Here is a 24,528-nt window from a genome sequence, read left to right as displayed (position 1 = left end):
ATGAGCGTGCTGAGTCACGACAGTCAGCCTCGCTGCTGGCATCTTACACGCGGGCGTTTTCGCGCCGAGCCGTGGGTGCTGGGCGTGCTGGTGTTGATGATTGGGCTGCTGTCGGTGGCGCCTTTTGCCCGGCTTATCTGGACGGCGGTAGCGCCGCAGGGCGTCCCCGATCTGACGCGGCTGGCGCAGTTGCTGGTCAGTCGGCGGGTCCTCAGTGCAACGCTCAATACCTTGAGTATCGGGCTTTGTGCCACACTGTTGTCGCTGCTGCTGGGCACGCTCGCTGCCTGGCTGGTCGCGCTCAGCGATATGCGCGCCAAAGCAGCCTGGGTTTTTGCGTTTATTCTGCCCTTGATGATTCCGCCCCAGGTGACCGCGCTGGCCTGGCTGCAGGCGCTGGCACCGGGTAGCCTGCTGGCCTCACTGTTTCAGTTACTGGGTTTACCCTGGTTCGCGCCGGGCGATCAGCCGCTCTTTTCATGGGGCGGCATCGTACTGCTGCTGGGCCTGCACAGCGCGCCGCTGGTGTTTCTGACGGTACGGGCCGGTCTGCGGCGTTTACCCGCCGAACTGGTGGAAGCGGCGCGTATCAGTGGCGCGTCACATGGGCAGATTCTTCGCACCATCATTTTGCCGCTGGCGCGTCCGGCCCTGTTTGCCGGCGCCGCGCTGGCCTTTGTCTCGGCCGTCGGCAATTTTGGTATTCAGGCCATGCTGGGCATTCCGGCTCGCCTGCCCACGCTTATCACCCTGGTCTATCAACAGCTTAACGCGACAGGTCCGGGTGCGTTGCCGGACACGGCTGTCTATTCGTTGCTGATGGCGCTGATTAGCCTGTCGGGCATGTTGCTGAGCGGCTGGCTGGGCGGACGGCGCGATGTCCGCGTCAGTGGATCCCCGCAGGCGTGGCGACAACCGCTACAGGGCGCACGTTTGCCGACAGAAATTCTGGCCTGGCTGTGGATGGTCGCAACGCTTATCCTGCCCGTCAGTGCGTTGCTGACCAGCGCGTTGACGCGGGGTTTTGGACAGGCTCTGACGTGGCAAACCCTGACGCTGGAAAACTTTTTTCAGGCGCTGTGGGGCTATCCCGCCATCCGCCATGCTTTTGCAACCAGCCTGTGGCTGACCGGGCTGGCGACGCTGATCCTGACCGCCATGGCGCTGTTTCTGGCTTTTTTTCTGAGCTGGCAGCGTACCCGACTGGTTCGCGGCCTGTGGTTCGCCAGCGAGCTGACCTATGCGCTGCCCGGTATTGTCACCGGCGTGGCGGCAATCCTGTTTTTTCTGCCGCCGCTTCCGCTGCTGGACGTGTCGATTTATGGCACGGTCTGGATCATTCTGGCCGCCTATCTGTCCAACTTTCTGGCGCTGGTGTTGCGGCCTGTGCTGGCTGGCTTCGCGCAAATCGAACCTGCGCTTGATGAAGCCGCCCGTCTGTGTGGCGCAGGACTGATGCGCCGTATGCGCGATATCTTACTGCCGCTGGCCGCACCCTCCGCACTGGCAGGCGGTCTGTTGGTGTTTCTTACCGCGTTAAACGAAATTCAGGTATCGGTTCTGCTGGTGACATCGGAAACGCAAACCCTCGGTCCCACGATTATCTTTCTTGATGAAGGCGGATCTGCGCCGCTGGCGGCGGCGGTGGGTTGCCTGATGATACTGGTGGTTCTGACGTTAATGCTGCTGGCGACGCGCTTAACGCGCCGTCTGCCACAGGGTACATTGCCATGGCAAGCCTGACCGTTGTAAGCGGGGTGGGCGGCAAATTGCCCGCGGCGTTCCTGCTGGAGATTCAGGGCTATCGTCTGCTGTGGGATCTGGGTGCCGGGCCGGAGCCGGGCGTCAGACCCGATCTGGCCGCCATCGGTCAGGTTGATGCGATCTGCCTGACCCATTCTCATCGCGATCATACCGGGGCGCTGGACAGCTGGCAGCAACTGGGCTCGCCACCGGTTTACGCGACGGACATCACCTGGCAGCAGTTGGGCGACGGTCCGGTGCCTGCGCGCTGCCGACATGCGCTGCCTTTACAGGGCCAGTGCGCCGTAGGGCCACTGAATCTGTTTACCGGCCGGAGCGGACATTCACCGGGATCCGTGTGGCTTCATCTGCCTGTCGCTGGCGGCATCACCTATATGGGTGACTGGAGCCGCGAGTCATTATTGTTACCGTTTGACCGCCCACCACGGGCGCGCTGGCTGATTACCGATGCGTCCTACGGCGACCGTCATCAGCGTCTGCATCAACAGGTCGACGCGCTGGTGCAGGCGGCCCGACACGGGGCGGTGGTCACAGCACCGTTACATGGCAGAGGGCCAGAGATGGCCCTGCGACTGCGCAGCCAGGGATTACCGGTCAGGCTGTGTCCGCAGGTGCGCGAGGAAGTCTCCCAGTTACTGGCGCAAAAAACGTTACCGGCCGCCACGGCGCTGGCGTTACTGCCGCTGCTGCGCGAGCCGACACCGGCACGCTGGCAACCTGACAGCGTAATCGTGGCTGCCGATGCGGTCGCCGACAGCGGTCTGGCGGCCACGCTGAGCCACTGCCCTGAGTTTACCCTGATTTTTAGTAGCCACGTCGCCCGCGGGACACGAGCCTTTGAGATGCTGCAAAACGGGCTGGCGCAGTGGCTGCCCTGGAACGTTCATCCGCCGCTGGACGATCAACTGGCCCTGATAAAACACTGCGGAGCCGAGCAGGTGATCCCCGCCTTTGTCGCACCCGAACAGTGTCAGCAGTTGATGGCCCGTGCGGGTAGCACCCTGTGCTGGCAGCGTCACTTCACGCTGTCATCCCGCTGGGAGAGTTTTGTCTGACGCTTTAGCAAACGGCTTCAACTGTAAAGCCCGTACTGCTGGACCGGCGCATGGCCCGGATTATCCCGGATGCGGCGTACCGAATCGCGCACCACCAGTTTGCCGTTCAGCAGCAGGTTACCCGGAGGAAGATCCGGATCTAACCGGAGCGACTGAAGAATTCTCACCGCGGCTTCGCCCAGCTCATCGCGTGGCACCTGTACCGAGGTTAAGGGAATCTCCTGAACGGTCGCCAGGTTAAAACCATCCATGCTCATCACCGACACATCCTCCGGCACCCGCAGGCCCGCCTGCTGTAACGCCTGAACCGCCCCGGCGGCAATATAATCGCCGCTGGCCAGAATGGCCGTGGGCCGCTGCGCCTGAGGGCAATGGCGCAGGTAGTCGCTCAGCCGGTCGCGGGCGTCATTGCTGCTAAAGCTGTTCAGCGTTAGCAGATGCTGACGACTGTCGAAGCGCAGATTCATGGCATGCCAGGCATCACGGACGCCCTGTAGCCGCTGCTCCATCGTGTAGCGCCGCAGGCAGTGCAGCGACAGGATTTGCCGGTGGCCCTGTTCAAACAGATAGCGTGCTGAGAACTCGCCAATCAAATGATGATCGGGGGAGACCGACGGCAGGCGCATCCGGCGGTCGCGGGCATTAATCAGCACGCAGGGCTTGTGCATTTCAGCGGCCAGCTGATGGATATGTTCATCATCAATACCAATCACCAGCGCAGCTTCGGTCTGCTGCATCTTATCGATAAACAGTGCCGCATCGCTGTCGACTTCTTCCAGCGGGCAGTAGCGCACCCGGACATCGTGCGGTTTCACGGCTTCGCTGATCCCCTGGATCACCTTGTAATAGAAAATATCCGTACGGATATCGAAGGCACGCGGCGGCGCAAACACGATCAGGTCATTAAGCAGCAGCCGGCCATGGTGCAGGTTATCCAGCACACCTTGCTGTTGGGCAATACGCAGTACCTTGTCGCGCGTGGCAGGGCGAATGTTGGCTTTGCCGGCCAGAACGCGTGAAACCGTGCTCACCGACACACCGCTCAGGGCGGCAATTTCGCTCACTTTTAAGCTTTGTTTCATTCTGTGATCGCCCTCAAGTCTGCAAATGAAAAATTTTTCATAAAGTGCTGAATCGTGTCCTTTCTGGTGTGAACGGACATTTTTGTTGTGCTGCAAGCTTGCCATGAAAAGAGTTGCAAAAAATTGGCTGTACCCACGTTTTGCGCTTTTTTAAGGTCGGGGCAGAGAGAAGTTTGTTCACGGCAACGTGATAATCACTGGCTACAGGAGCGTCATCATGAGTCTCGACTCAACCTCTGCCCGCAGCGCATCGCGCCCGCTGCGGATCATAAAAAATCTGCGCTGGTGGATGCTGGGCATGTTTCTGCTTGGCGTGACGGTGAACTACATCACCCGAAACTCCCTGGGCATTCTGGCCCCTGAACTGAAAAACACCCTGAATATGAGCACCGAGCAATATTCCTGGGTCGTTGCCGCCTTCCAGCTGGCCTACACGTTGTTTCAGCCCGTGTGCGGTTGGTTAATCGATGTCATCGGTCTGAAGATGGGCTTTCTGATTTGCGCCGTCATCTGGTCGATCACCTGCCTGCTGCACGCCGGGGCGGGAAGCTGGCTGCATCTGGCGCTGCTGCGCTTTGTGATGGGTGCCTCCGAAGCGGCGGCGACGCCGGCCAACGCCAAGGCCATCGGCGAGTGGTTTCCGAAAAAGGAACGTCCGGTTGCGGCAGGCTGGGCGGGCGTGGGGTTCTCTATTGGCGCGATGCTGGCACCGCCCATCATCTATGTCGCCCATATCTCCTTTGGCTGGCAGGGCGCGTTCCTGCTGACCGGCGGCCTTGGCCTTATCTGGGTCGCGCTCTGGTGGTGGGGTTATCACTCACCGGAACGCCATCCTCGTTTGTCGGATGAAGAGCGGGATTTTATTACGCAGGACAAGGAAGTCATCGGTGAAAAGTTACCGTTCTTTACCGCGCTGAAAGTCATCGGCAAAGAAAAGAAATTCTATGGTATTGCCATTCCGGCCTTTTTAGCCGAACCCGCCTGGGCCGTGCTGAGCTTCTGGGTGCCGCTCTACCTCGCCAATGAACGCGGCATGGATCTGAAACAGATCGTGATGTTTGCCTGGCTGCCCTTCCTGGCGGCAGATATTGGCAGCGTGGCCAGTGGTTATCTGACCAAAATCTATGTGCGCTGGTTTGGCTGCACCCGGGTGAACTCGATCGTCGCCAGTTCGATCACCGGTGCGGTGCTGATGATCTCGCTGGCGTTAATGACGCTGGTTAAAGATCCCTACCTGGCCATCGCGCTGATCTCCATTGGTGGCTTCGGTCATCAGGTGATCTCCTGCATGTTGAGTGCGCTGGTGGTGGAGCGTTTTGATCGCCGCCAGATGGCGACAGTCAACGGCATGCGCGGATCCTGCGCCTGGATCGCCAGCTTTATCTTCTCGCTGATTATCGGCGTCACCGCCGACACGATTGGCTTCAATCCCCTGTTTATTGCCATGGGTTTCTTTGACCTGATTGGCGCGGTTTTCCTGGTGATGTTTATCGCCGAACGCCGCCAGAATATTGCTAAAAATTGAGGGTAACCTGATGAAAACGCTTAAGACATGGACGCTCCATCAGCAGGCAGCGCACTTCGTCGAACTGAAAACCGAGCAGCGTCACTTTTTACGTATTTACGTATTGGAAAGCGGGCTGATGCGCGTGTTATTAAAACGCGACGGGGAGCTGGCATTAAACCGGACCTGGAGCATTGCGCCTCAGGATGACGTGCCCTGGCAGGGGCGCGATCGGGAATCGCTGGAAGGCTTTTCGTTGCCCGCGTTCACCTTTGAACAGGGGGCGCAGTTTGTTCGCCTGGCCACCGACCGGCTGCGCGTGACGGTGCATTCGCCGTTGTACCTTAGCTGGGAGCATTTCGATGGTACCGAGTGGCAGCCGCTGGCGGCCGATCGTCATACCGGGGCTTATCTGCTGAACATGCATGGCGATGGCGTTGAACATTACCAGCGCCGTCAGCCGCAGGATCGGGTGTATGGCCTGGGCGAAAAGAGCGGGGATCTTAACCGGGTTAATCGCCGCTATGAGATGCGTAATCTGGATGCGATGGGCTATAACGCGGCCAGCACCGATCCGCTCTATAAACATATTCCCTTCACGCTGACCCAGCGCGACGGCGTCAGTTTTGGCCTGTTCTACGATAATCTTTCCAGTAGCTGGCTCGATCTGGGCAATGAGCTGGATAACTACCATCTGCCTTATCGCCGCTATCGTGCAGAGGCGGGCGATCTGGATTACTACATGATGCTGGGGCCGACGCTGCTGGATGTGACCAAGGCGTTTGTGCGCCTGACGGGCCGAACGCTCTTTCAGCCAAAATGGAGCCTGGGCTATAGCGGATCCACCATGCACTACACCGATGCGCCGGATGCGCAACACCAGCTGCTCTCCTTCATCCAGCTGTGCCGTGAGCATGAGATCCCCTGTGATTCGTTCCAGCTGTCATCCGGTTATACCTCGATTAATAACAAGCGCTATGTCTTTAACTGGAACTACGACAAAGTGCCCAATCCCGAGGCGATGACCGCCGCGTTCCATGATGCCGGGATGAAGCTGGCAGCCAATATCAAACCCTGTCTGTTACAGGATCATCCGCGCTATGACGAGGTGGCGGCTCAGGGGCTGTTTATCCGTGATTCTGAGCAGGATCAGCCAGAACGCTCCGTGTTCTGGGACGACGAAGGTTCGCATCTGGATTTCACCCATCCCAAAACGGTGGCGTGGTGGCAGGAAAACGTCACGGAGCAGTTGCTGAAAAAAGGCATCGACGCGACCTGGAACGACAACAATGAATATGAAGTCTGGGACGGCGAAGCGCGCTGTCATGGCTTCGGCCAGCCGATTGCCATTAAGCATATTCGTCCGGTCATGCCGTTGCTGATGATGCGCGCCTCGCTGGAAGCCCAACAGCGTTTTGCCCCGGAAAAACGCCCGTACCTGATTTCCCGTTCGGGTTGTGCCGGTATGCAACGCTATGTGCAGACCTGGAGCGGGGATAACCGGACCAACTGGCAGACCCTGCGCTACAACATCCGCATGGGACTGGGGATGAGCCTGTCAGGATTGTTTAACGTGGGGCACGATGTCGGCGGCTTTGCCGGGGATAAACCGGATCCGGAGCTGTTTGTGCGCTGGGTTCAGAATGGTGTTATGCATCCGCGTTTTACCATTCACTCATGGAATGACGATCACACCGTGAATGAGCCGTGGATGTATCCGGAAGCCACGCCAATGATCCGCGAGGCGATTCGCCTGCGTTACCGGCTGATGCCGTATCTGTATACGCTGGCATGGCAGGCCAGCGCGCACGATGAACCGATGCTGCGTCCGACTTTCCTGGACCATGAGAACGATGCACGGACCTATGATGAGTGCGATGACTTTATGCTGGGACGCGACCTGCTGGTCGCCAGCGTTGTGGAGCAGGGCGCGCGTACCCGATCCGTATATCTGCCCGAGAATCCACACGGCTGGTATGACTGGCATAACGGCAACTGGCTGGCGGGCGGACAAACAGTTACGCTGGATGCACCGCTGGATCGCCTGCCGCTGCTGGTGCGCGCAGGTGCCGCGCTTCCGCTTGGCCAGTGTGAAACCACCACCGATGCGCAACGTGACAACGTGCGTGAACTGCAGGTATGGCCTGCGCCGGGCAACGCCACGACCCACGGTGAGCTGTTTGACGATGACGGCGAGTCGCACGGCTGGCGCCAGGGAAATGCACTCTGGCTGAGCTGGACGTTAACCAGTAGCGCGTCGCGGCTGGATCTGACGGTCGAAAAGCGCGGGGATTATCTGCCAGCATGGCGGGAAATGACGGTTATCTTACCGCCGGGTGAGAAACGTACATTGTGGATCAACGGTGAAATGACGTCATGCTATGGGCTGGCATAAGCCGTAACGTGTCAGACCGGTAGGGTTTGTCACGATAACCACCGGCCCACCTGCGTGGGCCGGTTTGTATTCAGGCTGAGTGCGTTTCAGTGCTCATGCGTCCCAGGTCTTTATCTACCAGGAACAGGCCATTGCCGCCTTCGCCGACCATCGCCAGTTTGTCCAGTACGGTTTTAAACAGCTTCTCTTCTTCATGCTGTTCCGCAACGTACCATTGCAGGAAGTTGAAGGTCGAATAGTCCTGGGTGGTCATTGCCGCATGGGCCAGCTCGTTAATCTTACTGGTGATCAGCTTTTCATGATCCAGCGCCTGAATCAGCACTTCGTTCAGTGAATTGTAGGCAACAGGCGGGGCTGCGATGGTACCCAGCACCGGCATCGCACCGGTATCGCTCAGGTAGTTAAACAGGCGCTGCATGTGTTCCATTTCTTCACGTGAGTGCATTTTCAGGAAGGACGCTGCGCCCTCATAGCCTTTATCGCTGCACCACGCACTCATCTGTAAATAGAGATTCGCGGAGAAAAATTCCAGGTTCAGCTGGTCGTTTAAACGCCCAGTCATTTCAGCAGTCAGCATGGCCGCGTCCTTATTTCATTGTAAATAGACAGGTGATAAGTGATGAATTATGCATCAGGCTTATAAGAAATGTGAAGCGTTTTGTTAAAAAAATACCATTTTATCTGATTGATTTAAAAAGAATTATTTCAACTCTTGAATGCGAGCGATTATCATTGTGGTCTGCTTTTCTGCCTGTGTCTGAGCCAGGTTGTGCCGGACGCGCGGGCGTGAAGGCGGTTTATCCAGTCGGCCCGGATCCGTCAGTGGACCGCGTTCTGCGGCGTTCTGCTACTGTCCGGCAACCGCTTTTTCCCGTCATGGTGATAAGGTAAGGCCATAATCGCGTCAGGAAGCATGAACAGCATTACACTGGTGTGCCTGGCCGGGGTTTACTATGCGGAGCGGGGTCTGTGTCTTCGCACGAAAGAGGATGGCGTAAAAATGCAATCTTTGGAAAGCAACACTGAATACTATGATGCGTGTTTTACCACCTGCGATCTCAGCGAACGGGTGCTCACGCAGGCGCATTTTGAAGACTGTGAATTTACGCACGTTAACTTTATCTCGGCGCGCTTTTTGGCCTGTAAATTCATTAACTGCGTCTTTACGCACTGTAACCTCAGTCTGGTCGATCCGTCTGGCACCCGCTTCTTTGGCGTTCACTTTAACGACTGCAAGCTGACCGGCATGGACTGGACGAAAGCCTGGTGGCCTGATTTTTACCTGGACCATGAATTGCACTTTTCAACGTGTATCCTGACCAGCGGATCGTTTTTTGGTCTGCGGCTGCACGGCGTGAAAATGGAAGGATGCAAACTGATCGAGGTGGATTTCAGAGAGTGCGATTTAACGGGTGCCGCGCTGACCGAGTGTGACATGACGGGCAGCCTGTTTCATCACACCGTGCTGCGCGGGGCCGATCTGACGGAATCCTGGCATTACGCCATCAACATCTTTAACAACACAGTCGAAAAAGCCCGCTTTTCGCGGCTGGAGGCGGTTTGCCTGCTGGAAAGTCTGGGCATTGAGTTGGTGGATTAACCCGCTGGCGAGGCGGCGGGATGAATACCGTAAAGACGGGAGAAAACCCGGCGTCATTTCCCCCGCGTTGACTTCACCAGTAGCCATCTGCTGCACAGTGAACCGCTGTTTGCCGGTGGCGCGACTTTCTCTTCCGTCCGCTGTAGGCCAATAGCGCAAAATATTGTATGCTATGCCGCCTTAAAGTTGACCAGGTAACCGGAATCACGCCAATGTAACTTTGCGCTCATCCCGCGACGACAGAAAGTCGCATCTGGCACCGTTTACTCGCCGGTAAAATTCTGCCGGCCACCGTGATTTATCTGCCGCGCCTGAGAGTGCGTGGCTACGTTGAGAAGAATTCACTCATGTCTAATCCCTTTTTAGAAGAGGTGGCACGCCGCCGCACCTTCGCGATTATCTCGCACCCGGATGCCGGTAAAACCACCATCACCGAAAAAGTTCTGCTGTTCGGACAGGCTATCCAGACCGCCGGTACGGTAAAAGGCCGTGGCTCTAACCAGCACGCAAAATCCGACTGGATGGAGATGGAAAAGCAGCGTGGTATTTCGATTACTACCTCCGTTATGCAGTTTCCCTATCGTGACAGCCTGGTAAACCTGCTGGATACACCGGGGCACGAAGACTTCTCCGAGGATACCTATCGTACGCTGACGGCGGTCGACTGCTGCCTGATGGTGATCGATGCGGCGAAAGGCGTCGAGGATCGTACCCGTAAGCTGATGGAAGTAACCCGTCTGCGCGATACGCCGATCCTGACCTTTATGAACAAACTTGACCGTGATATCCGCGATCCGATGGAGTTGCTGGATGAAGTGGAAAGTGAGCTAAAAATTGCCTGCGCGCCCATCACCTGGCCGATTGGCTGCGGCAAGCTGTTTAAAGGCGTTTACCATCTCTACAAGGACGAAACCTACCTGTATCAGACCGGTAAAGGTCACACGATTCAGGAAGTCCGCATCGTTAAGGGCCTGAACAACCCTGACCTCGATGCGGCCGTCGGGGAAGAGCTGGCCTCGCAACTGCGTGAAGAGCTGGAGCTGGTGCAGGGCGCATCACACGAGTTTGAACTGGACGCGTTTCTCAGCGGTCAGCTGTCGCCGGTGTTCTTCGGAACCGCACTGGGTAACTTCGGCGTAGATCATATGCTGGATGGCCTGGTGGCGTGGGCGCCGCGCCCTATGCCGCGCCAGACCGATACCCGCACCGTTGAAGCCAAAGAAGAGAAATTCACGGGCTTCGTGTTTAAAATTCAGGCCAACATGGACCCGAAACACCGTGACCGCGTGGCCTTTATGCGCGTCGTGTCGGGGCGTTATGAAAAAGGCATGAAGCTGCGTCAGGTCCGTACCGGCAAAGATGTAGTGATTTCGGATGCGTTGACCTTTATGGCGGGCGACCGTTCGCATGTGGAAGAAGCCTATCCGGGCGACATTATCGGCCTGCATAACCACGGCACCATTCAGATCGGCGACACCTTTACGCAGGGTGAAAACATGAAGTTTACCGGGATTCCGAACTTCGCCCCCGAACTGTTCCGCCGTATCCGCCTGCGCGATCCGCTTAAGCAGAAACAGCTGCTGAAAGGATTAGTCCAGCTGTCGGAAGAGGGTGCAGTGCAGGTGTTCCGCCCGGTGCATAACAACGACCTGATTGTCGGTGCGGTCGGTGTGCTGCAGTTTGACGTGGTGGTGGCGCGCCTGAAGAGCGAATACAACGTCGAAGCCATCTATGAGGCGATTAACGTGTCGACGGCGCGCTGGGTTGAATGCAAAGACGCCAAAAAATTTGAAGATTTCCAGCGTAAAAACGAGGTCAACCTCGCGCTGGATGGCGGCGATAATCTGACCTATATCGCCCCAACAATGGTGAACCTGAACATCACTCAGGAGCGCTATCCTGACGTCATTTTCCGCAAAACCCGCGAGCACTAATCGCGTTTTCCGGGCCATTCTCCCTGGGAATGGCCCGGTTTCCCACGATACAGAACCCTCCTAAAACACGCTTTTTCCTCGCTTTTGACGCACGATCAACCAGTTACCCGAGCAAAGTGCCAAATCCCGACTATCCTTATTTCATCGGACGGTTAAAGAGACTTATTTCTCCATGCGTCCTGTGCCGCAGTAGCGTTGTTTGCTGCTCTTGCGCCCACAGTCTGGGGCGAATTAACAGATAGAAGGATGATATCGATGCACACAACTAAGCTTACTAAAACATTAATGGCTGCAATGGTAGGTACCGCACTGTTAAGCGGAAACGTCTTTGCAGAAGAGTCCGCGTCTCAGAAAGCGTCACAAACTGCTGACAGCGCGGGCGCGAAAATCGACAGCTCAATGAAGAAAGTCGGTGGCTTTATGGACGACAGCGCGGTGACCGCGAAAGCGAAAGCGGCGCTGGTGGATGACGACTCGATTAAGAGCACCGATATTTCGGTCAAAACCCACAACGGCGTTGTGACGCTGAGCGGTTTCGTGACTTCACAAGACCAGGCGGAAAAAGCCGTGGCCGTGGTGAAGAAAGTGGAAGGCGTGAAATCCGTTAGTGACAAGCTGCACGTAAAAGACGTGAAAAAGCAGTCCATGAAAGGTTATGCCGGTGACGCTGCCACAACCAGCGAAATTAAAGCTAAGCTATTAGCAGATGACAAGGTTCCTTCACGTAACGTGAAAGTTGAAACCACCGACGGTGTGGTACAGCTCTCAGGTGAAGTGGCGAACCAGGCGCAGTCCGATCGTGCCGAGAGCATCGCGAAAGCTATCGAAGGCGTAAAAAGTGTTAAAAACGACCTGAAGGTCAAGTCTTAACATGACTCCGTGCGGCCTCTGTCCGGGCCGCACAAATAAGAATACCCATCCTGGGATGAAACAAGCAGTTCAATATTAAAAATGGTTAAGGAGAGGCTTATGTTTCGTTGGGGCATTATTTTTCTGGTGATTGCACTGATCGCCGCTGCATTAGGTTTTGGTGGCCTGGCCGGTACCGCAGCATGGGCAGCGAAAGTCGTGTTCGTGGTGGGTATTATTCTGTTCCTCATCAGCTTGTTTACTGGCCGTAAAAAGCTATAGCGATGACCCAGACAGGTTAACGCTGGCATAGTCAGCGTTAAACGGAGACCAGTTATTTGTCGCGAAAGGTAGTGTGAAGCAAAGGATGCTTCATATTCGCAACGAAGTGTTAAAAAGCGCAACGCTAATAGCACAATTAATGGACACTCTGACTGGTTCTCCGTGCTAGTATCGACCCACAATTAACTCCCTGCATTCTCTTCATTCGTATTTCGGGATCCCACTCTGAGGTCGGTACATTGGGTATACGTATTCCCGTGACGCTCGGGGCCATTGAACCCCTTGCACTCACACCGTTTAAAGCCAACAAAATTGCCTTAGTGTGCGAGGGCGGCGGCCAGCGCGGCATTTTCACAGCAGGCGTTCTGGATGAGTTCCAGCGGGCAAAATTCAATCCCTTTCAGTTGCTGTTAGGCTCTTCTGCTGGTGCGCAGAACCTTTCCGCTTATGTCTGCGGCCAGCCGGGCTATGCACGTCGGGTGATTACCCGCTATACCACCAGTAAGCTGTTCTTTGACCCCGTGCGTTTCCTGCGCGGCGGTAATCTTATCGATCTCGACTGGTTAATTGATATCACCCGCAGCGAATTTCCACTGGCCATGACCAGCGCAGAAACCTTGTTTGCTTCGGGGCGGCAATTTTACATGTGCGCCTGTCGCAGTGATGACTATGCCCCCAGTTACTTTGCCCCCACAGCCAGTAACTGGCTGGATATTATTAAGGCTTCCAGCGCTATTCCGGGCTTTTACCGTCTGGGCGTGGATCTGGAGGGCATAAGCTATCTGGATGGCGGCGTCAGCGATGCGATTCCCGTACGCGAAGCGGCAAAACGCGGGGCCGATACCATTGTGGTCATCCGTACCGTGCCGTCGCAGATGTTCGATGTGCCCCGTTGGGTGACCCGTATGGAACGCTGGTTCAGCGGCGGGGCGCTGCAGCCAATGATCAAGATTCTGCACCATCACGAGCAGACCTATCGCGAAACCCAGCAGTTTATTGAAAAGCCGCCGGGTGATTTACGTATCATCGAAATCTTCCCGCCGCGCGTGTTAGCCAGTAACGCACTGGGCAGTCGTATTGCCGCATTGAATCAGGATTACCATCTGGGGCGCCGCTGTGGTCGCTACTTTATTGCCACGCTGGGGCAATGGCTGAGCGATGCCGAGCCCCACACAGGGCTGGATATTGTGGTCCCTTCTGCTCCGGTGGCAAATGAGCCGGGGGATATCGCTCCGGTCATCCCGCTGACCGGCAACGATGGCACTTATGGCGAGGGTACGCTGACATGAGGTTTGTTGATACCCACTGTCACTTTGATTTTCCGCCGTTTGTGGACGCGGCCGACGTCAGTCTGCGCCAGGCTGCGGACGCGGGCGTAGAAAAAATTATTGTGCCATCGGTCGAGGCAGGGCGCTTTGACCTTGTTTGTCAGTTAGCCCGGCAGCACCGCGCGTTATATGCCGCACTCGGCCTGCATCCGATTGTGACGGAGCAGCACGAGGAGCAGCACCTCGCTCAGCTTGAAAGCCTGTTACAACAGCGGCCCCCAAAGCTGGTGGCCCTCGGTGAGATCGGCCTGGATCTGTATCGGGACGATCCGCAGTTTGATAAGCAAACCTGTTTCCTGGATGCGCAACTGAAGCTGGCGAAACGTTACGATCTGCCGGTGATCCTGCATTCGCGCCGCACGCACGATCAGCTGGCACTGCATCTGCGTCGGCAGGCTGTGCCACGGCGCGGCGTCGTACACGGTTTTGCCGGTAGCCTGCAGCAGGCGCAGGCGTTTATTAAGCTCGGCTATGCGATTGGCGTAGGCGGCACGATTACGTATCCCCGCGCCAGTAAAACCCGGCAGACGATTGCCCGTTTACCGCTCTCGTCGCTGCTGCTGGAAACCGATGCGCCTGATATGCCGCTGAACGGCTACCAGGGCCAGCCAAACCGGCCCGAGCGCGCCGTTTTAGTCTGGCAGGTGTTGTGTGAACTGCGTGACGAGCCGCACGCCGAAATCGCCGACGCGTTATGGCACAACAGTCATGCGCTGTTTTCGCTTGCATAATCCCCGCCGTCACATCGTGTCCTGGTGAAATGTTATAATAGTAACATCCCTGTGGCTGAATTATACTGGCTGCCTTGGGCCATACTTTGCAGATAATCTAAATTTTCGCTGAGTTTTTGCAGCCGTTTCATACTTTCATGTGATTTGGTGCACACAAAATGGCCGTTATCATTGTTAATATTATCACATTCAAGGGTGGGCGAACGTTTACCCGATGTTCTGGAGATCACCATGACCGATATTAAACAGCAGGCCCTGCGCGCCCTGAAGCTGATGGATTTAACCACGCTGAACGAGGATGACACCGACGAGAAAGTGATCGCGCTCTGTCATCAGGCGAAATCTCCGGTGGGTAACACCGCTGCCATCTGTATTTATCCGCGTTTCATTCCCGTGGCGCGTAAAACGCTGCGTGAGCAGGGCACGCCTGACGTGCGCATTGCCACCGTAACCAACTTCCCTCATGGCAATGACGATATTGAGATTGCGCTGGCCGAAACCCGTGCCGCCATCGCTTACGGCGCTGATGAAGTGGATGTGGTTTTCCCTTATCGCGCGCTGATGGCAGGCAATGCGCAGGTCGGCTTTGATCTGGTCAAGGCCTGCAAAACCGCCTGTGCGGAAGCCGACGTTTTACTGAAGGTTATTATCGAAACCGGCGAACTGAAGCAGGAAGCGCTGATTCGTCAGGCCTCTGAAATTGCGATTGATGCCGGGGCTGACTTCATCAAAACCTCAACCGGTAAAGTGTCGGTCAACGCCACGCCGGAAGTGGCGCAGATCATGATGAGCGTCATCCGCGACAAAGGTGTGAAAGCGCAGGTTGGCTTCAAACCGGCAGGCGGCGTTCGCACCGCTGAAGATGCCGCTGTCTATCTGCAGCTGGCGGATGATACGCTGGGTGCCGACTGGGCCGATGCCCGCCATTTCCGTTTTGGTGCCTCCAGCCTGCTGGCAAATCTGCTCAACACGCTTGGGCACAGCAGCGACACCAGCAAGTCGGGTTACTGATTCATCCGGGCGGCTCACGGCCGCCTCTTCTCCTCTTTCCCTGACGTAAGGGGGCGACATTGTACCTCGCACAAGAAATCATTCGAAAAAAACGTGACGGCCAGGCGCTGACTGAAGACGAAATTCGTTTCTTCATCAACGGGGTGCGCGATAACAGCGTGTCCGAAGGGCAAATTGCCGCACTGGCAATGACCATCTATTTCCACGATATGTCACTGCCGGAGCGCGTTGCGCTGACCATGGCGATGCGGGATTCCGGCACCGTCCTGAACTGGGCTTCACTGAATCTGAACGGGCCGGTGGTCGACAAGCACTCCACGGGCGGCGTGGGCGATGTGACCTCGCTGATGCTCGGACCCATGGTGGCGGCCTGTGGCGGCTATATCCCGATGATCTCCGGACGCGGACTGGGCCATACCGGCGGTACGCTGGATAAGCTGGAGGCGATTCCCGGTTTTGACATTTTCCCCAGCGATGACCATTTCCGCCAGACCATCAAGCAGGTTGGTGTGGCCATCATCGGGCAAACTAACTCGCTGGCACCGGCGGATAAACGTTTTTACGCGACCCGCGATATCACCGCCACCGTGGATTCCATTCCGCTGATTACCGCTTCGATCCTGGCGAAAAAACTGGCCGAAGGCCTGGATGCGCTGGTGATGGATGTCAAAGTCGGATCCGGCGCCTTTATGCCGACCTGGGAAGCCTCTGAGAGTCTGGCGCAGGCCATTGTGGGCGTGGCGAATGGCGCGGGCTGCCGTACCACGGCGCTGCTAACAGATATGAATCAGGTCCTGGCTTCTTCGGCGGGCAATGCCCTGGAAGTGCGCGAAGCCGTGCGCTTCCTGACGGGTGAGCAGCGCAATCCGCGCCTGCTGGACGTGACGCTGGCCCTGTGCAGCGAAATGCTGATTTCCGGCAAACTGGCGGCTAACGAAACCGACGCCCGTGAACAACTTCTCGCCGTGCTGGATAACGGCAAAGCCGCAGAGGTATTTGCCCGCATGGTGGCAGCACAACGTGGCCCAACCGATTTCGTTGAGCGCTACGACAGCTACCTCACAGCCCCTGTGATGAGCAAAGCGATTTATGCCGATGGCGCAGGTTACGTCACGCAGATGGATACCCGCGCGTTAGGCATGGCGGTGGTTGCGATGGGCGGTGGACGTCAGCGCGCCAGTGACGCCATTGATTACAGCGTGGGCTTAAGCGACATGATCGCGCTGGGCGAGCGGGTGGACGCTTCACGCCCGCTGGCGGTTATTCATGCCAGCAGCGAAGCGCACTGGCAGCAGGCCGCCGCCGCTGTCAAAGCGGCCATCACGCTGGGGGACAGCGCCCCGGCGACCACACCGGTGGTTTATCGCCGTGTGACTGAAGCGGGATAACGCGGATAACAGACTGTATACCGGAGACGATTCGGGTATACTGATCTGATCGCTTTTTTTTGACTTGTCGCGCGCGTTAGCGCAGGAGACTGGCATGAAACGTGCTTTTATTATGGTGCTGGATTCCTTTGGAATCGGCGCCAGCAAAGATGCCGACAAATTCGGCGATGCAGGTTCCGATACGTTAGGTCATATCGCAGAAGCCTGTTTTAACGGTAAAGCGGATCAGGGCCGTAAAGGACCGCTGCACTTACCGAATATGACCGCGTTAGGTCTGGGCAAAGCGGCCGAGCTTTCTACCGGGCGTTTCCCGCCGGGACTGGACCCTGACGCTGAGATAAAAGGCGCTTACGCTTACGCCAGCGAACGCTCATCCGGTAAAGATACGCCGTCAGGCCACTGGGAAATCGCCGGTGTGCCTGTTCTGTTCGACTGGGGCTACTTCAGCGATAAAGAGAACAGTTTTCCGCAGGAACTGCTGGATAAACTGGTTGAGCGGGCCGAGTTGCCGGGTTATCTCGGTAACTGTCACTCATCCGGTACGGTCATTCTCGACCAGTTGGGTGAAGAACACATGGCTTCGGGCAAGCCGATTTTTTACACCTCGGCGGATTCCGTGTTTCAGATTGCCTGCCATGAAGAAACCTTCGGCTTAGATCGCCTGTATGCACTGTGTGAAATTGCGCGCGAGGAGCTGACGGAAGGCGGTTATAACATTGGCCGCGTGATTGCCCGCCCGTTCGTGGGTGACAAAGCCGGCAGCTTTGAGCGCACCGGTAACCGTCACGATCTGGCCGTGGAGCCGCCATCGCCTACCATGCTGAAGAAGCTGGTGGATGAGAAGGGCGGTCATGTGATTTCGGTAGGTAAAATTGCCGACATCTACGCGGAGCAGGGCATCACCAAAAAAGTCAAAGCCACCGGACTGGATGCGCTGTTTGATGCCACCATCCAGGAAATGAAAACCGCGCCGGATCAGGCGATTGTGTTTACCAACTTCGTAGACTTCGACTCTACCTGGGGCCATCGTCGCGATGTGGCAGGCTATGCAGGCGGGCTGGAGCTGTTCGATCGCCGCTTGCCAGAGTTGATGGAGCTGGTCAAAGAGGATGATATTTTGATCCTCACCGCCGACCACGGTTGCGATCCGACCTGGCAAGGCACGGAACATACGCGCGAGCATATTCCGATCTTAATTTACGGCCCGAAGGTCGAGCCGGGATCGCTGGGTTACCGCGATACCTTCGCGGATATCGGCCAGACGATTGCACACTATTTTGACCTGTCCCCCATGGACTACGGCAAGAACATGCTGTAAAAACAGCGAAATTTTTAAAAAGGATAGAGAATCATGGCAACTCCTCACATTAACGCAGAAATGGGTGATTTCGCTGACGTCGTACTGATGCCGGGCGATCCGTTGCGGGCGAAACACATCGCAGAAACCTTTCTGGACGATGCCGTTGAGGTCAACAACGTGCGCGGCATGCTGGGTTACACCGGCACGTATAAAGGCCGCAAAATCTCTGTTATGGGCCACGGCATGGGCATTCCGTCCTGCTCTATCTATGCGAAAGAGCTGATCACCGAGTTCGGTGTGAAGAAAATCATCCGCGTGGGCTCCTGCGGTGCGGTGCGTCCCGATGTGAAACTGCGTGACATCGTGATCGGCATGGGGGCATCCACCGATTCCAAAGTGAACCGTATGCGCTTCAAAGACCATGACTTTGCCGCTATCGCGGACTTCGACATGGTGCGCAACGCGGTGGATGCGGCCAAAAACCTGGGCGTCGAGGCGCGCGTCGGTAACATCTTCTCGGCCGATCTGTTCTATACGCCCGATCCGCAGATGTTCGACGTGATGGAGAAGTACGGCATTCTGGGTGTGGAAATGGAAGCCGCAGGCATCTACGGCGTAGCCGCTGAATTTGGCGCGAAAGCGCTGACCATCTGTACCGTGTCTGACCATATCCGTACTCACGAGCAGACCACGGCCGCAGAACGCCAGACCACCTTTAATGACATGATTAAAATCGCGCTGGAGTCGGTGCTGCTGGGTGATTAATCCCCACGGTGGCTGATCGGCCCCTTTATCCGGCTGCGCATCTGCGGCCGGATGATCCTCTCCCGTTTTCCATTTCGCAACATTCTCACTAAATGACACACTTTTCATCAGGCTTGTGCATCTTCGCGCTGGCACGACGGGCTGATGTCACTATCATGAAGCCGAACAATTAATAACAACACGCCATACAGAAAATACCTGCCTGATGAATTTCCGTGATTTCGACGCTGAAGAGAAGTTGTTTGTCCGCCGTGCCGCTATGGCGTTTGTACTGGTTTGCCTGTGCTTTAGCATCCTGGGTTTTAACCTGTATCGCCTGCAGGTCCGCGACCACAGCTATTATCAGACGCGCTCGAACGAGAACGACATCAAAATGATCCCCATTGCGCCCACGCGCGGACTGATCTTTGACCGCAACGGGATCCCGCTGGTGCGCAACGTGACCTGGTATGACATCACGGTTACCCCGTACAAAGTGGAGGACATGAAGGCGCTGTTGCAAGAACTGACGCCACTGGTTGATCTGACCCCGGAAGATATCGAGCGCTTTCAGCACGATCTGCATCAGACAAGCCGCTATAAGCCCGTCATTCTCAAAGAGGAACTCACAGACGAAGAGGTGGCGCGTTTTTCGGTTAACCAGTTCCGTTTTACCGGCGTCAGCATCGATACCTATCAGGACCGGGAATATCCCTATGGGGCCGATCTCGCGCATGTGATCGGCTATGTTTCCAAAATCAACGATAATGACTACAAGCGGCTGAACGCAGAGGGCATCGCTGAAAACTATGCTGCCGACCATAATATCGGTAAGCAGGGGATTGAGGGCTATTACGAATCCCTGCTGCACGGCAAACCCGGCTATCAGGAAGTGGAAGTGGATAACCACGGGCGCATTGTCCGGGTGCTGAAAGAAGTGCCGCCGGTGGCGGGAAAGAACATTACGCTGACGCTGGATCTGCATCTGCAACAGTACGCGGAAAGCCTGCTGGTCGGGCAGCGCGCCGCGTTGCTGGTCGAAGATCCCCATGACGGCTCAGTGCTGGCGATGGTTTCCAGCCCCAGCTACGATCCCAATCCGTTCGTAAAGGGCATCAGCTATCAGGCGTACAAAAAGCTGCTGCAGGATAAAAATTTACCGCTGATCAACCGTGTCACGCAGGGCCTGTATCCGCCGGCCTCAACGGTAAAACCCTATATGGCGATGTCGGCGCTGCTCACGCACGTCATTACGCCACAGACCACCTTTTTTGGCGGGCCCACCTGGACATTACCCGGTACTGACCGCCGCTATCGCGACTGGAAAAAAAGCGGTCACGGTACGCTGGATGTCACTAAAGCGATCGAAGAGTCGGCGGATACCTTCTTCTATCAGGTGGCGTTTATGATGGGCATCGATCGTATTCACACCATGCTCAGTAAATTTGGCTACGGTCAGTCCACCGGCATCGATCTGAATGAAGAGTACAACGGACTGCTGCCCAGCCGTGACTGGAAGATGAAAGTGCATAAGAAACCCTGGTATCAGGGCGATACGGTGTCAGTCGGCATTGGTCAGGGCTACTGGATTGCCACGCCGATTCAGATGGTAAAGGCGCTGGTGGCGCTGATTAACAATGGCAGAGTCATTGCCCCGCACCTGCTGGAGAAATCGCAGCTTGGCAACCACGTGCAGCTTTACCAGCCGAAACTGCCGCAGGCGCAGATTGGCGATCCGCATTCCCCTTACTGGTCGCTGGTGCGTCACGCCATGTTTGGCATGGCTAACGCGCCGAACGGCACAGGCTACAAGTATTTCCACACCGCGCCTTATGGCATTGCGGCCAAGAGTGGAACGTCGCAGGTATTCAGCCTGAAACAAAATCAGACCTACAATGCCAAAATGATCCCGGTGCGGCTGCGCGATCATACGTTTTATACCGCCTTCGCCCCCTTTAACGATCCTAAGGTGGCTGTGGCGTTGATCCTGGAAAATGGGGGCAGCGAAGGCGTGCTGGCCGCGCCGGTAATGCGGCAGCTTCTCGATCATATTTTCCTGCCGCCCACCACGCCGCCGCCCGTTGAGGTTGCCCAGCGTCCGGCCCGCTAGCGGAAAAATACCCGGTTACGTCCGTGCTTTTTAGCATCATAGAGTGCGGCGTCGGCATGCGTATAAAGCGCTTCGAAGTGGGAGCCCGCCGCGCCCCAACTCACGCCCAGGCTGGCGGTGACCAGCCGCTCGGGCAACGCATCCAGGGGAGATGCGTTCAGTGAGGCGAGAATCGCCCCGGCGACAATCACCGCTTCCCCAAGGAACGTATCCGGCAGCATAATCGTGAACTCTTCCCCCCCAATGCGTCCGATGCTGGCAATGTCCGGTGTGTTGCGCTGGATACGTTGCACCAGCTCGCAGATCACTTTGTCCCCGGTGGGATGGCCATATTCGTCGTTAATCCGTTTAAAAAAATCGATATCAAGAATGATCAGAGCGGCGGGGGTTCGCGTCAGTGTGTCGCTGATGCGCTGAATAATGGCGCTGCGGTTCCAGACATTCGTCAGCGGATCGTGAGTGGCTTTGTACTCCAGCTCTCTCGTCAGCTCAATAAGCTGCTCATTCACCCGGTTTAACTCACGCTCGGCCCGATCGCTGCGCGAGATCAGCCGGTAGGTTTCGCGCATCAGCCGCTGATAGTGGTTATTAAGATCGGACAGCGCCTGGCGGTACTCTTCGGCGTGCAGACAGCTCTGCGCCGCCACATGGCTGGCATGGTTCAGCGCCTGGGTTTCTTCCAGAAACAGCTCATTAAGGTGCGTCATTGGCGCTGTTCCGCATGTAATGTGACGGTCAGGGCGGTGAAATCCAGCGACAGCTCCTCACCAAACTCTTCTGACACGTCATCTTCAGCGTCATAGAACCAGTTCAGCACAATCTCACAGCCGTTCTGCGCCAGCCTGTTGAACTGATCGAACAGCCCGAACAGCATTTTGGTGCTGGAGCTGTTGAAATAGCTCAGGTCGATATTGACTTCAGTCAGCTGGCTGGCCTGCGGTTGCCAGGATTCCAGTGCACTTTGCAGCGGGCGATAAAAGGCGGCCGCATTTTCCGGCCAGGATTCGCCCCGCAGGGAAAATCGCTGGGCCGCAAAATCAAATTCCACGGCGGGCGTGCATTCGGTGGCGGTGAGATGAATGGTTTGCATAGAGGATTCTTTAGTCATGGCAGATTGTCGCCTTTAGCCAAAAGGCAGAGAGCTCGCTGGCTTCCAGTGGCTGGAAGCAGTATTCCAGCGGTTCACTGACGTCGCGGGCAAGGGTAAGTAAGCCGATATTGGCGCCTTTGCTCCAGACAGGACTCTCTGCGCGTAACCGACTGCGGTAGGCTTGTTTAATTTCGTCTGCGTTCATGACCCGTAACGAGTCCAGATCGCCACGCAGTTGAACGCTGGCATCGCTGCCTACCAGATTGGCACTTTCCAGATAGTAGCGCCCACCATCATAGCGCAGGCTCAGCGATCCAAAACGATAGAGCTGATCGTTGTGGCTCAGCGCCCGGCTGTCCTGCGAGTAGCGCAGGATGTTTTGCGCGATCTCGACAAAGCTGGAGAACAGCCGTCGTCGCACTTTCTGTGACTGCTCGTGGTTCTCCAGAAACAGTTTGACCACTTCACCCATTGCCGTGATGTTTTGCGGCGAAAAAAAGCCGGTGTACTGGAGCGCGATAAGACCAGATTGCGATTCGGTGTTGAACGGCAGACCACGGAGTGATTCGTTTTTCATTTTCTTCCCGGTGCAATCAATAGCGAAAGCCAAACCAGGTGACGTCGTCGCGTCGCGCCTGATTACCTTGCCAGCTTAAATAGTCTTGCTGAAACGCCAGCGATAACTCCGCCATAGGCAAATGCTGATAGCGCATCAGCAGTGACTGAATGCGCTTATTGCCAAACATAATATTGCGCTCGCCACCCGGCTGATCGGTGACGCCGTCCGTCAGCACAAACAGCATATCGCCGCGATTAAATGCCAGGCTCTGTTCCGGCCAGTCATAATCCTCCGGCGTATCGGTATACCCCACGCCGACGCGATCCTGGCTGAGCGCGATAATTTCGTTACTGATGTTGCTGAGCATAAATGCCTGGGTTCGGGCGCTGGCCCAACGCAGTTGATGTAGTTCGGTATCGACAGACAGCACGATGGCATCGCAGCCATCGTTAGAGAGTGACGTTTGCTGAGACGCATTTAACTGTCCCAGGGTTTGTTTAATATGGTGGTTAAGCGCATGCAGAATGCGGGCAGGCGCCTGCAGATCGGCCTCGCGTAGCGCATTTTCCAGCGCAGACTGCAAAATTACCGTCATAAAGGCACCAGGAATACCGTGGCCCGTACAGTCGGCAATGACCGCCAGCCAGCCGTTATCATGACGGTGAAAGGCGTAATAATCGCCCCCCACGCCGTCCCTGGGCTGCCAGTACAGACACCAGTCGTCGAGCAGGGTCGCGATCAGTTGGTTGGATCGGTCCAGCATCGCATCCTGAATCACCCGCGCGTAATCGATGCTTTGTAAAATCTGCTGATGCTGGCGCGCCTGTAAGTCGGAGACGCGGCGGATCAGATCGATCCCTAAACCAATGCCAATATAGTGTCCGTTCTCCGTCAGGATAAAGCCATCAGCGACGGACTTATCGCCATTGGCCACCACCTGCTGCGCCACGCTTTCCAGCGTGTTTTCCACGTCGATCACCAGCGGGAACTTATCCATAAAGGCAATGCAGCTCTTGCGGTCATACAGTTCGGGAAAGAACGGGCGCGCCATCTGCGACAAAAAGATGTGGCGGTTAATCATGCCGAACGGCTTGCCGTTTTCTACCACGGGCAAACCGATGAGATCTTTATGCTCGGCAAACAGCGCCATCACCGCACGGTTATCCGTCTCCGGACTGACAAAAGGGACCTCAATGCATAACACCCGCGCGTCGTAACGACTTGAGGCGGAAACCACAGTATTCACAGAGGCGGGTAACTGCATGATGCGGCTCTTGATTGTCCAGGAATAATCTTAAGAGTAATGAGCGCAGATGACGGATTTATGGCAAAAAAACAGTTAGTAAAAAGAGCGCCGATAAATCGTGGATAAAGCAAAATAGCAGCGAAAAACCGCCAGCCAGGCGGCGTTAGACAGCGTGAAAATCCGGCACCCGAGTTATGCGCCACCGGGACCGGCGGTCAATGTTGCTGCGGTTGATGGAAAAGGCGGCAGTTGATTTCATTTTTGTGAAAAGCGTTTGACGCTGGGGCCTGCATAGGGTTTAATGCGCCCCGTTGCCCGAATAGCTCAGTCGGTAGAGCAGGGGATTGAAAATCCCCGTGTCCCTGGTTCGATTCCGGGTTCGGGCACCACTCTTCAGAGCCTGTTCGTTAAGAGATGAGATCCTTAACGGGCAAGACAGAGGGTCCCCTTCAGCCATAAGTCGGTAAATATGCCTTACCGAACCTTTGTTGAACACGGGACTTTAAAGTCCGGAGGATGTTCCTAGCATCCTCTGGACTTCTCACATCCATTAAAA

At 56.2% G+C, this 24,528-nt stretch carries 21 protein-coding genes and 1 tRNA gene; 16 read left to right on the top strand and 6 right to left on the bottom strand.

The annotated features are described in order from the left end of the window. Entirely contained in the window at nucleotides 1-1,743 is a 1,743-nt protein-coding gene (locus tag RAC65_RS17710) for an iron ABC transporter permease (protein ID WP_325992522.1), read from the top strand. Beyond that, nucleotides 1,731-2,819: an MBL fold metallo-hydrolase gene (locus RAC65_RS17705; RefSeq protein WP_033739751.1), complete on the top strand. Its 1,089-nt coding sequence runs from the start codon at nucleotides 1,731-1,733 to the stop codon at nucleotides 2,817-2,819. The genes RAC65_RS17710 and RAC65_RS17705 overlap by 13 nt, the downstream gene beginning before the upstream one ends. A 17-nt stretch (nucleotides 2,820-2,836) precedes the next feature. Here RAC65_RS17705 and RAC65_RS17700 read toward each other — a convergent pair whose 3' ends face one another. Continuing rightward, nucleotides 2,837-3,901, bottom strand: coding sequence for a LacI family DNA-binding transcriptional regulator (locus tag RAC65_RS17700; protein WP_039342364.1), 1,065 nt, complete (start codon nucleotides 3,899-3,901; stop codon nucleotides 2,837-2,839). Between the two features lie 217 nt (nucleotides 3,902-4,118). On the opposite strand from RAC65_RS17700, the gene RAC65_RS17695 reads away from it, so the two are divergent. Both RAC65_RS17695 and RAC65_RS17690 read left to right on the top strand, forming a co-directional pair. Next, a complete protein-coding gene (locus tag RAC65_RS17695; protein ID WP_033739750.1) occupies nucleotides 4,119-5,426 on the top strand; it encodes an MFS transporter in 1,308 nt (435 codons plus the stop codon). A 10-nt stretch (nucleotides 5,427-5,436) separates the two neighbouring features. Continuing rightward, nucleotides 5,437-7,800 carry a glycoside hydrolase family 31 protein gene (locus RAC65_RS17690; RefSeq protein WP_325992525.1) on the top strand — a complete coding sequence of 788 codons (2,364 nt, stop codon included), beginning with the start codon at nucleotides 5,437-5,439 and terminating at the stop codon, nucleotides 7,798-7,800. A gap of 70 nt (nucleotides 7,801-7,870) precedes the next feature. On the opposite strand, the gene ftnA is transcribed toward RAC65_RS17690, so the two are convergent. Next, nucleotides 7,871-8,377 (bottom strand): non-heme ferritin, encoded by a 507-nt coding sequence (gene ftnA / locus RAC65_RS17685; protein WP_006117595.1) that lies wholly within the window; start codon nucleotides 8,375-8,377, stop codon nucleotides 7,871-7,873. Between the two features lie 423 nt (nucleotides 8,378-8,800). Here ftnA and RAC65_RS17680 point away from each other — a divergent pair, with 423 nt between their 5' ends. The 11 genes from RAC65_RS17680 to mrdA all read left to right on the top strand — a co-directional run bounded on the left by RAC65_RS17680 (nucleotide 8,801) and on the right by mrdA (nucleotide 21,077). Further along, entirely contained in the window at nucleotides 8,801-9,400 is a 600-nt protein-coding gene (locus RAC65_RS17680) for a pentapeptide repeat-containing protein (RefSeq protein ID WP_375094217.1), read from the top strand. A 347-nt stretch (nucleotides 9,401-9,747) separates the two neighbouring features. Next, nucleotides 9,748-11,334 (top strand): peptide chain release factor 3, encoded by a 1,587-nt coding sequence (gene prfC, locus RAC65_RS17675; protein ID WP_375096958.1) that lies wholly within the window; start codon nucleotides 9,748-9,750, stop codon nucleotides 11,332-11,334. Between the two features lie 255 nt (nucleotides 11,335-11,589). Beyond that, a complete protein-coding gene (gene osmY, locus RAC65_RS17670; RefSeq protein WP_006117598.1) occupies nucleotides 11,590-12,204 on the top strand; it encodes a molecular chaperone OsmY in 615 nt (204 codons plus the stop codon). 99 nt (nucleotides 12,205-12,303) lie between these two features. Beyond that, on the top strand, nucleotides 12,304-12,465 hold the full coding sequence (locus tag RAC65_RS17665; RefSeq protein WP_003848537.1) for a DUF1328 domain-containing protein: 162 nt from the start codon (nucleotides 12,304-12,306) through the stop codon (nucleotides 12,463-12,465). 239 nt (nucleotides 12,466-12,704) lie between these two features. Continuing rightward, nucleotides 12,705-13,754 (top strand): patatin family protein, encoded by a 1,050-nt coding sequence (locus RAC65_RS17660; protein ID WP_058702246.1) that lies wholly within the window; start codon nucleotides 12,705-12,707, stop codon nucleotides 13,752-13,754. Next, the gene (locus tag RAC65_RS17655) at nucleotides 13,751-14,524 is read left to right on the top strand and encodes a TatD family hydrolase (RefSeq protein WP_375096957.1); all 774 of its coding nucleotides are present in this window, start codon (nucleotides 13,751-13,753) and stop codon (nucleotides 14,522-14,524) included. Before RAC65_RS17660 ends, RAC65_RS17655 begins: the two co-directional genes overlap by 4 nt. Before the next feature lie 231 nt (nucleotides 14,525-14,755). Next, nucleotides 14,756-15,535: a deoxyribose-phosphate aldolase gene (deoC, locus tag RAC65_RS17650; RefSeq protein WP_375096956.1), complete on the top strand. Its 780-nt coding sequence runs from the start codon at nucleotides 14,756-14,758 to the stop codon at nucleotides 15,533-15,535. Nucleotides 15,536-15,594: 59 nt separating this feature from the next. Next, a complete protein-coding gene (deoA, locus tag RAC65_RS17645) occupies nucleotides 15,595-16,923 on the top strand; it encodes a thymidine phosphorylase (protein ID WP_205952282.1) in 1,329 nt (442 codons plus the stop codon). 94 nt (nucleotides 16,924-17,017) lie between these two features. After that, nucleotides 17,018-18,241, top strand: a complete 1,224-nt coding sequence (deoB, locus tag RAC65_RS17640) for a phosphopentomutase (protein WP_033739739.1) — start codon at nucleotides 17,018-17,020, stop codon at nucleotides 18,239-18,241. Between the two features lie 33 nt (nucleotides 18,242-18,274). Further along, nucleotides 18,275-18,988: a purine-nucleoside phosphorylase gene (gene deoD / locus RAC65_RS17635; RefSeq protein ID WP_054633162.1), complete on the top strand. Its 714-nt coding sequence runs from the start codon at nucleotides 18,275-18,277 to the stop codon at nucleotides 18,986-18,988. 205 nt (nucleotides 18,989-19,193) lie between these two features. After that, entirely contained in the window at nucleotides 19,194-21,077 is a 1,884-nt protein-coding gene (mrdA, locus tag RAC65_RS17630; protein WP_039342248.1) for a penicillin-binding protein 2, read from the top strand. On the opposite strand, the gene RAC65_RS17625 is transcribed toward mrdA, so the two are convergent. The 4 genes from RAC65_RS17625 to RAC65_RS17610 are packed head-to-tail and all read right to left on the bottom strand — an operon-like array spanning nucleotide 21,074 to nucleotide 23,990. After that, a complete protein-coding gene (locus tag RAC65_RS17625; RefSeq protein ID WP_033739733.1) occupies nucleotides 21,074-21,784 on the bottom strand; it encodes a GGDEF domain-containing protein in 711 nt (236 codons plus the stop codon). The two genes, mrdA and RAC65_RS17625, sit on opposite strands and share 4 nt — an antisense overlap. Continuing rightward, a complete protein-coding gene (locus tag RAC65_RS17620; RefSeq protein ID WP_033739731.1) occupies nucleotides 21,781-22,185 on the bottom strand; it encodes a DUF1987 domain-containing protein in 405 nt (134 codons plus the stop codon). The genes RAC65_RS17625 and RAC65_RS17620 overlap by 4 nt, the downstream gene beginning before the upstream one ends. After that, nucleotides 22,178-22,744, bottom strand: coding sequence for a SiaB family protein kinase (locus RAC65_RS17615; protein ID WP_006118245.1), 567 nt, complete (start codon nucleotides 22,742-22,744; stop codon nucleotides 22,178-22,180). The genes RAC65_RS17620 and RAC65_RS17615 overlap by 8 nt, the downstream gene beginning before the upstream one ends. A gap of 16 nt (nucleotides 22,745-22,760) precedes the next feature. Then, nucleotides 22,761-23,990, bottom strand: coding sequence for a SpoIIE family protein phosphatase (locus RAC65_RS17610; protein ID WP_033739730.1), 1,230 nt, complete (start codon nucleotides 23,988-23,990; stop codon nucleotides 22,761-22,763). A 295-nt stretch (nucleotides 23,991-24,285) separates the two neighbouring features. Between RAC65_RS17610 and RAC65_RS17605 the strand changes: the two genes are divergently transcribed. Beyond that, nucleotides 24,286-24,361 (top strand) — tRNA-Phe (locus RAC65_RS17605). Nucleotides 24,362-24,528 lie beyond the last annotated feature (167 nt).

Origin of the sequence: Pantoea sp. BS_8, assembly GCF_041954965.1 — a bacterium.
Lineage (GTDB): Bacteria > Pseudomonadota > Gammaproteobacteria > Enterobacterales > Enterobacteriaceae > Pantoea > Pantoea stewartii.
Note: the sequence above shows the minus strand (reverse complement) of the source record. Positions and strands in the feature narration are given on the sequence as shown.

What these genes read in the sequence shown, in the direction of transcription:
- RAC65_RS17710 (WP_325992522.1), top strand. Translation starts at nt 1, where the DNA reads ATGAGCGTGCTGAGTCACGACAGTCAGCCTCGCTGCTGGCATCTTACA.
- RAC65_RS17705 (WP_033739751.1), top strand. Translation starts at nt 1,731, where the DNA reads ATGGCAAGCCTGACCGTTGTAAGCGGGGTGGGCGGCAAATTGCCCGCG.
- RAC65_RS17700 (WP_039342364.1), bottom strand. Translation starts at nt 3,901, where the DNA reads ATGAAACAAAGCTTAAAAGTGAGCGAAATTGCCGCCCTGAGCGGTGTG.
- RAC65_RS17695 (WP_033739750.1), top strand. Translation starts at nt 4,119, where the DNA reads ATGAGTCTCGACTCAACCTCTGCCCGCAGCGCATCGCGCCCGCTGCGG.
- RAC65_RS17690 (WP_325992525.1), top strand. Translation starts at nt 5,437, where the DNA reads ATGAAAACGCTTAAGACATGGACGCTCCATCAGCAGGCAGCGCACTTC.
- ftnA (WP_006117595.1), bottom strand. Translation starts at nt 8,377, where the DNA reads ATGCTGACTGCTGAAATGACTGGGCGTTTAAACGACCAGCTGAACCTG.
- RAC65_RS17680 (WP_375094217.1), top strand. Translation starts at nt 8,801, where the DNA reads ATGCAATCTTTGGAAAGCAACACTGAATACTATGATGCGTGTTTTACC.
- prfC (WP_375096958.1), top strand. Translation starts at nt 9,748, where the DNA reads ATGTCTAATCCCTTTTTAGAAGAGGTGGCACGCCGCCGCACCTTCGCG.
- osmY (WP_006117598.1), top strand. Translation starts at nt 11,590, where the DNA reads ATGCACACAACTAAGCTTACTAAAACATTAATGGCTGCAATGGTAGGT.
- RAC65_RS17665 (WP_003848537.1), top strand. Translation starts at nt 12,304, where the DNA reads ATGTTTCGTTGGGGCATTATTTTTCTGGTGATTGCACTGATCGCCGCT.
- RAC65_RS17655 (WP_375096957.1), top strand. Translation starts at nt 13,751, where the DNA reads ATGAGGTTTGTTGATACCCACTGTCACTTTGATTTTCCGCCGTTTGTG.
- deoC (WP_375096956.1), top strand. Translation starts at nt 14,756, where the DNA reads ATGACCGATATTAAACAGCAGGCCCTGCGCGCCCTGAAGCTGATGGAT.
- deoB (WP_033739739.1), top strand. Translation starts at nt 17,018, where the DNA reads ATGAAACGTGCTTTTATTATGGTGCTGGATTCCTTTGGAATCGGCGCC.
- deoD (WP_054633162.1), top strand. Translation starts at nt 18,275, where the DNA reads ATGGCAACTCCTCACATTAACGCAGAAATGGGTGATTTCGCTGACGTC.
- mrdA (WP_039342248.1), top strand. Translation starts at nt 19,194, where the DNA reads ATGAATTTCCGTGATTTCGACGCTGAAGAGAAGTTGTTTGTCCGCCGT.
- RAC65_RS17625 (WP_033739733.1), bottom strand. Translation starts at nt 21,784, where the DNA reads ATGACGCACCTTAATGAGCTGTTTCTGGAAGAAACCCAGGCGCTGAAC.
- RAC65_RS17620 (WP_033739731.1), bottom strand. Translation starts at nt 22,185, where the DNA reads ATGACTAAAGAATCCTCTATGCAAACCATTCATCTCACCGCCACCGAA.
- RAC65_RS17615 (WP_006118245.1), bottom strand. Translation starts at nt 22,744, where the DNA reads ATGAAAAACGAATCACTCCGTGGTCTGCCGTTCAACACCGAATCGCAA.
- RAC65_RS17610 (WP_033739730.1), bottom strand. Translation starts at nt 23,990, where the DNA reads ATGCAGTTACCCGCCTCTGTGAATACTGTGGTTTCCGCCTCAAGTCGT.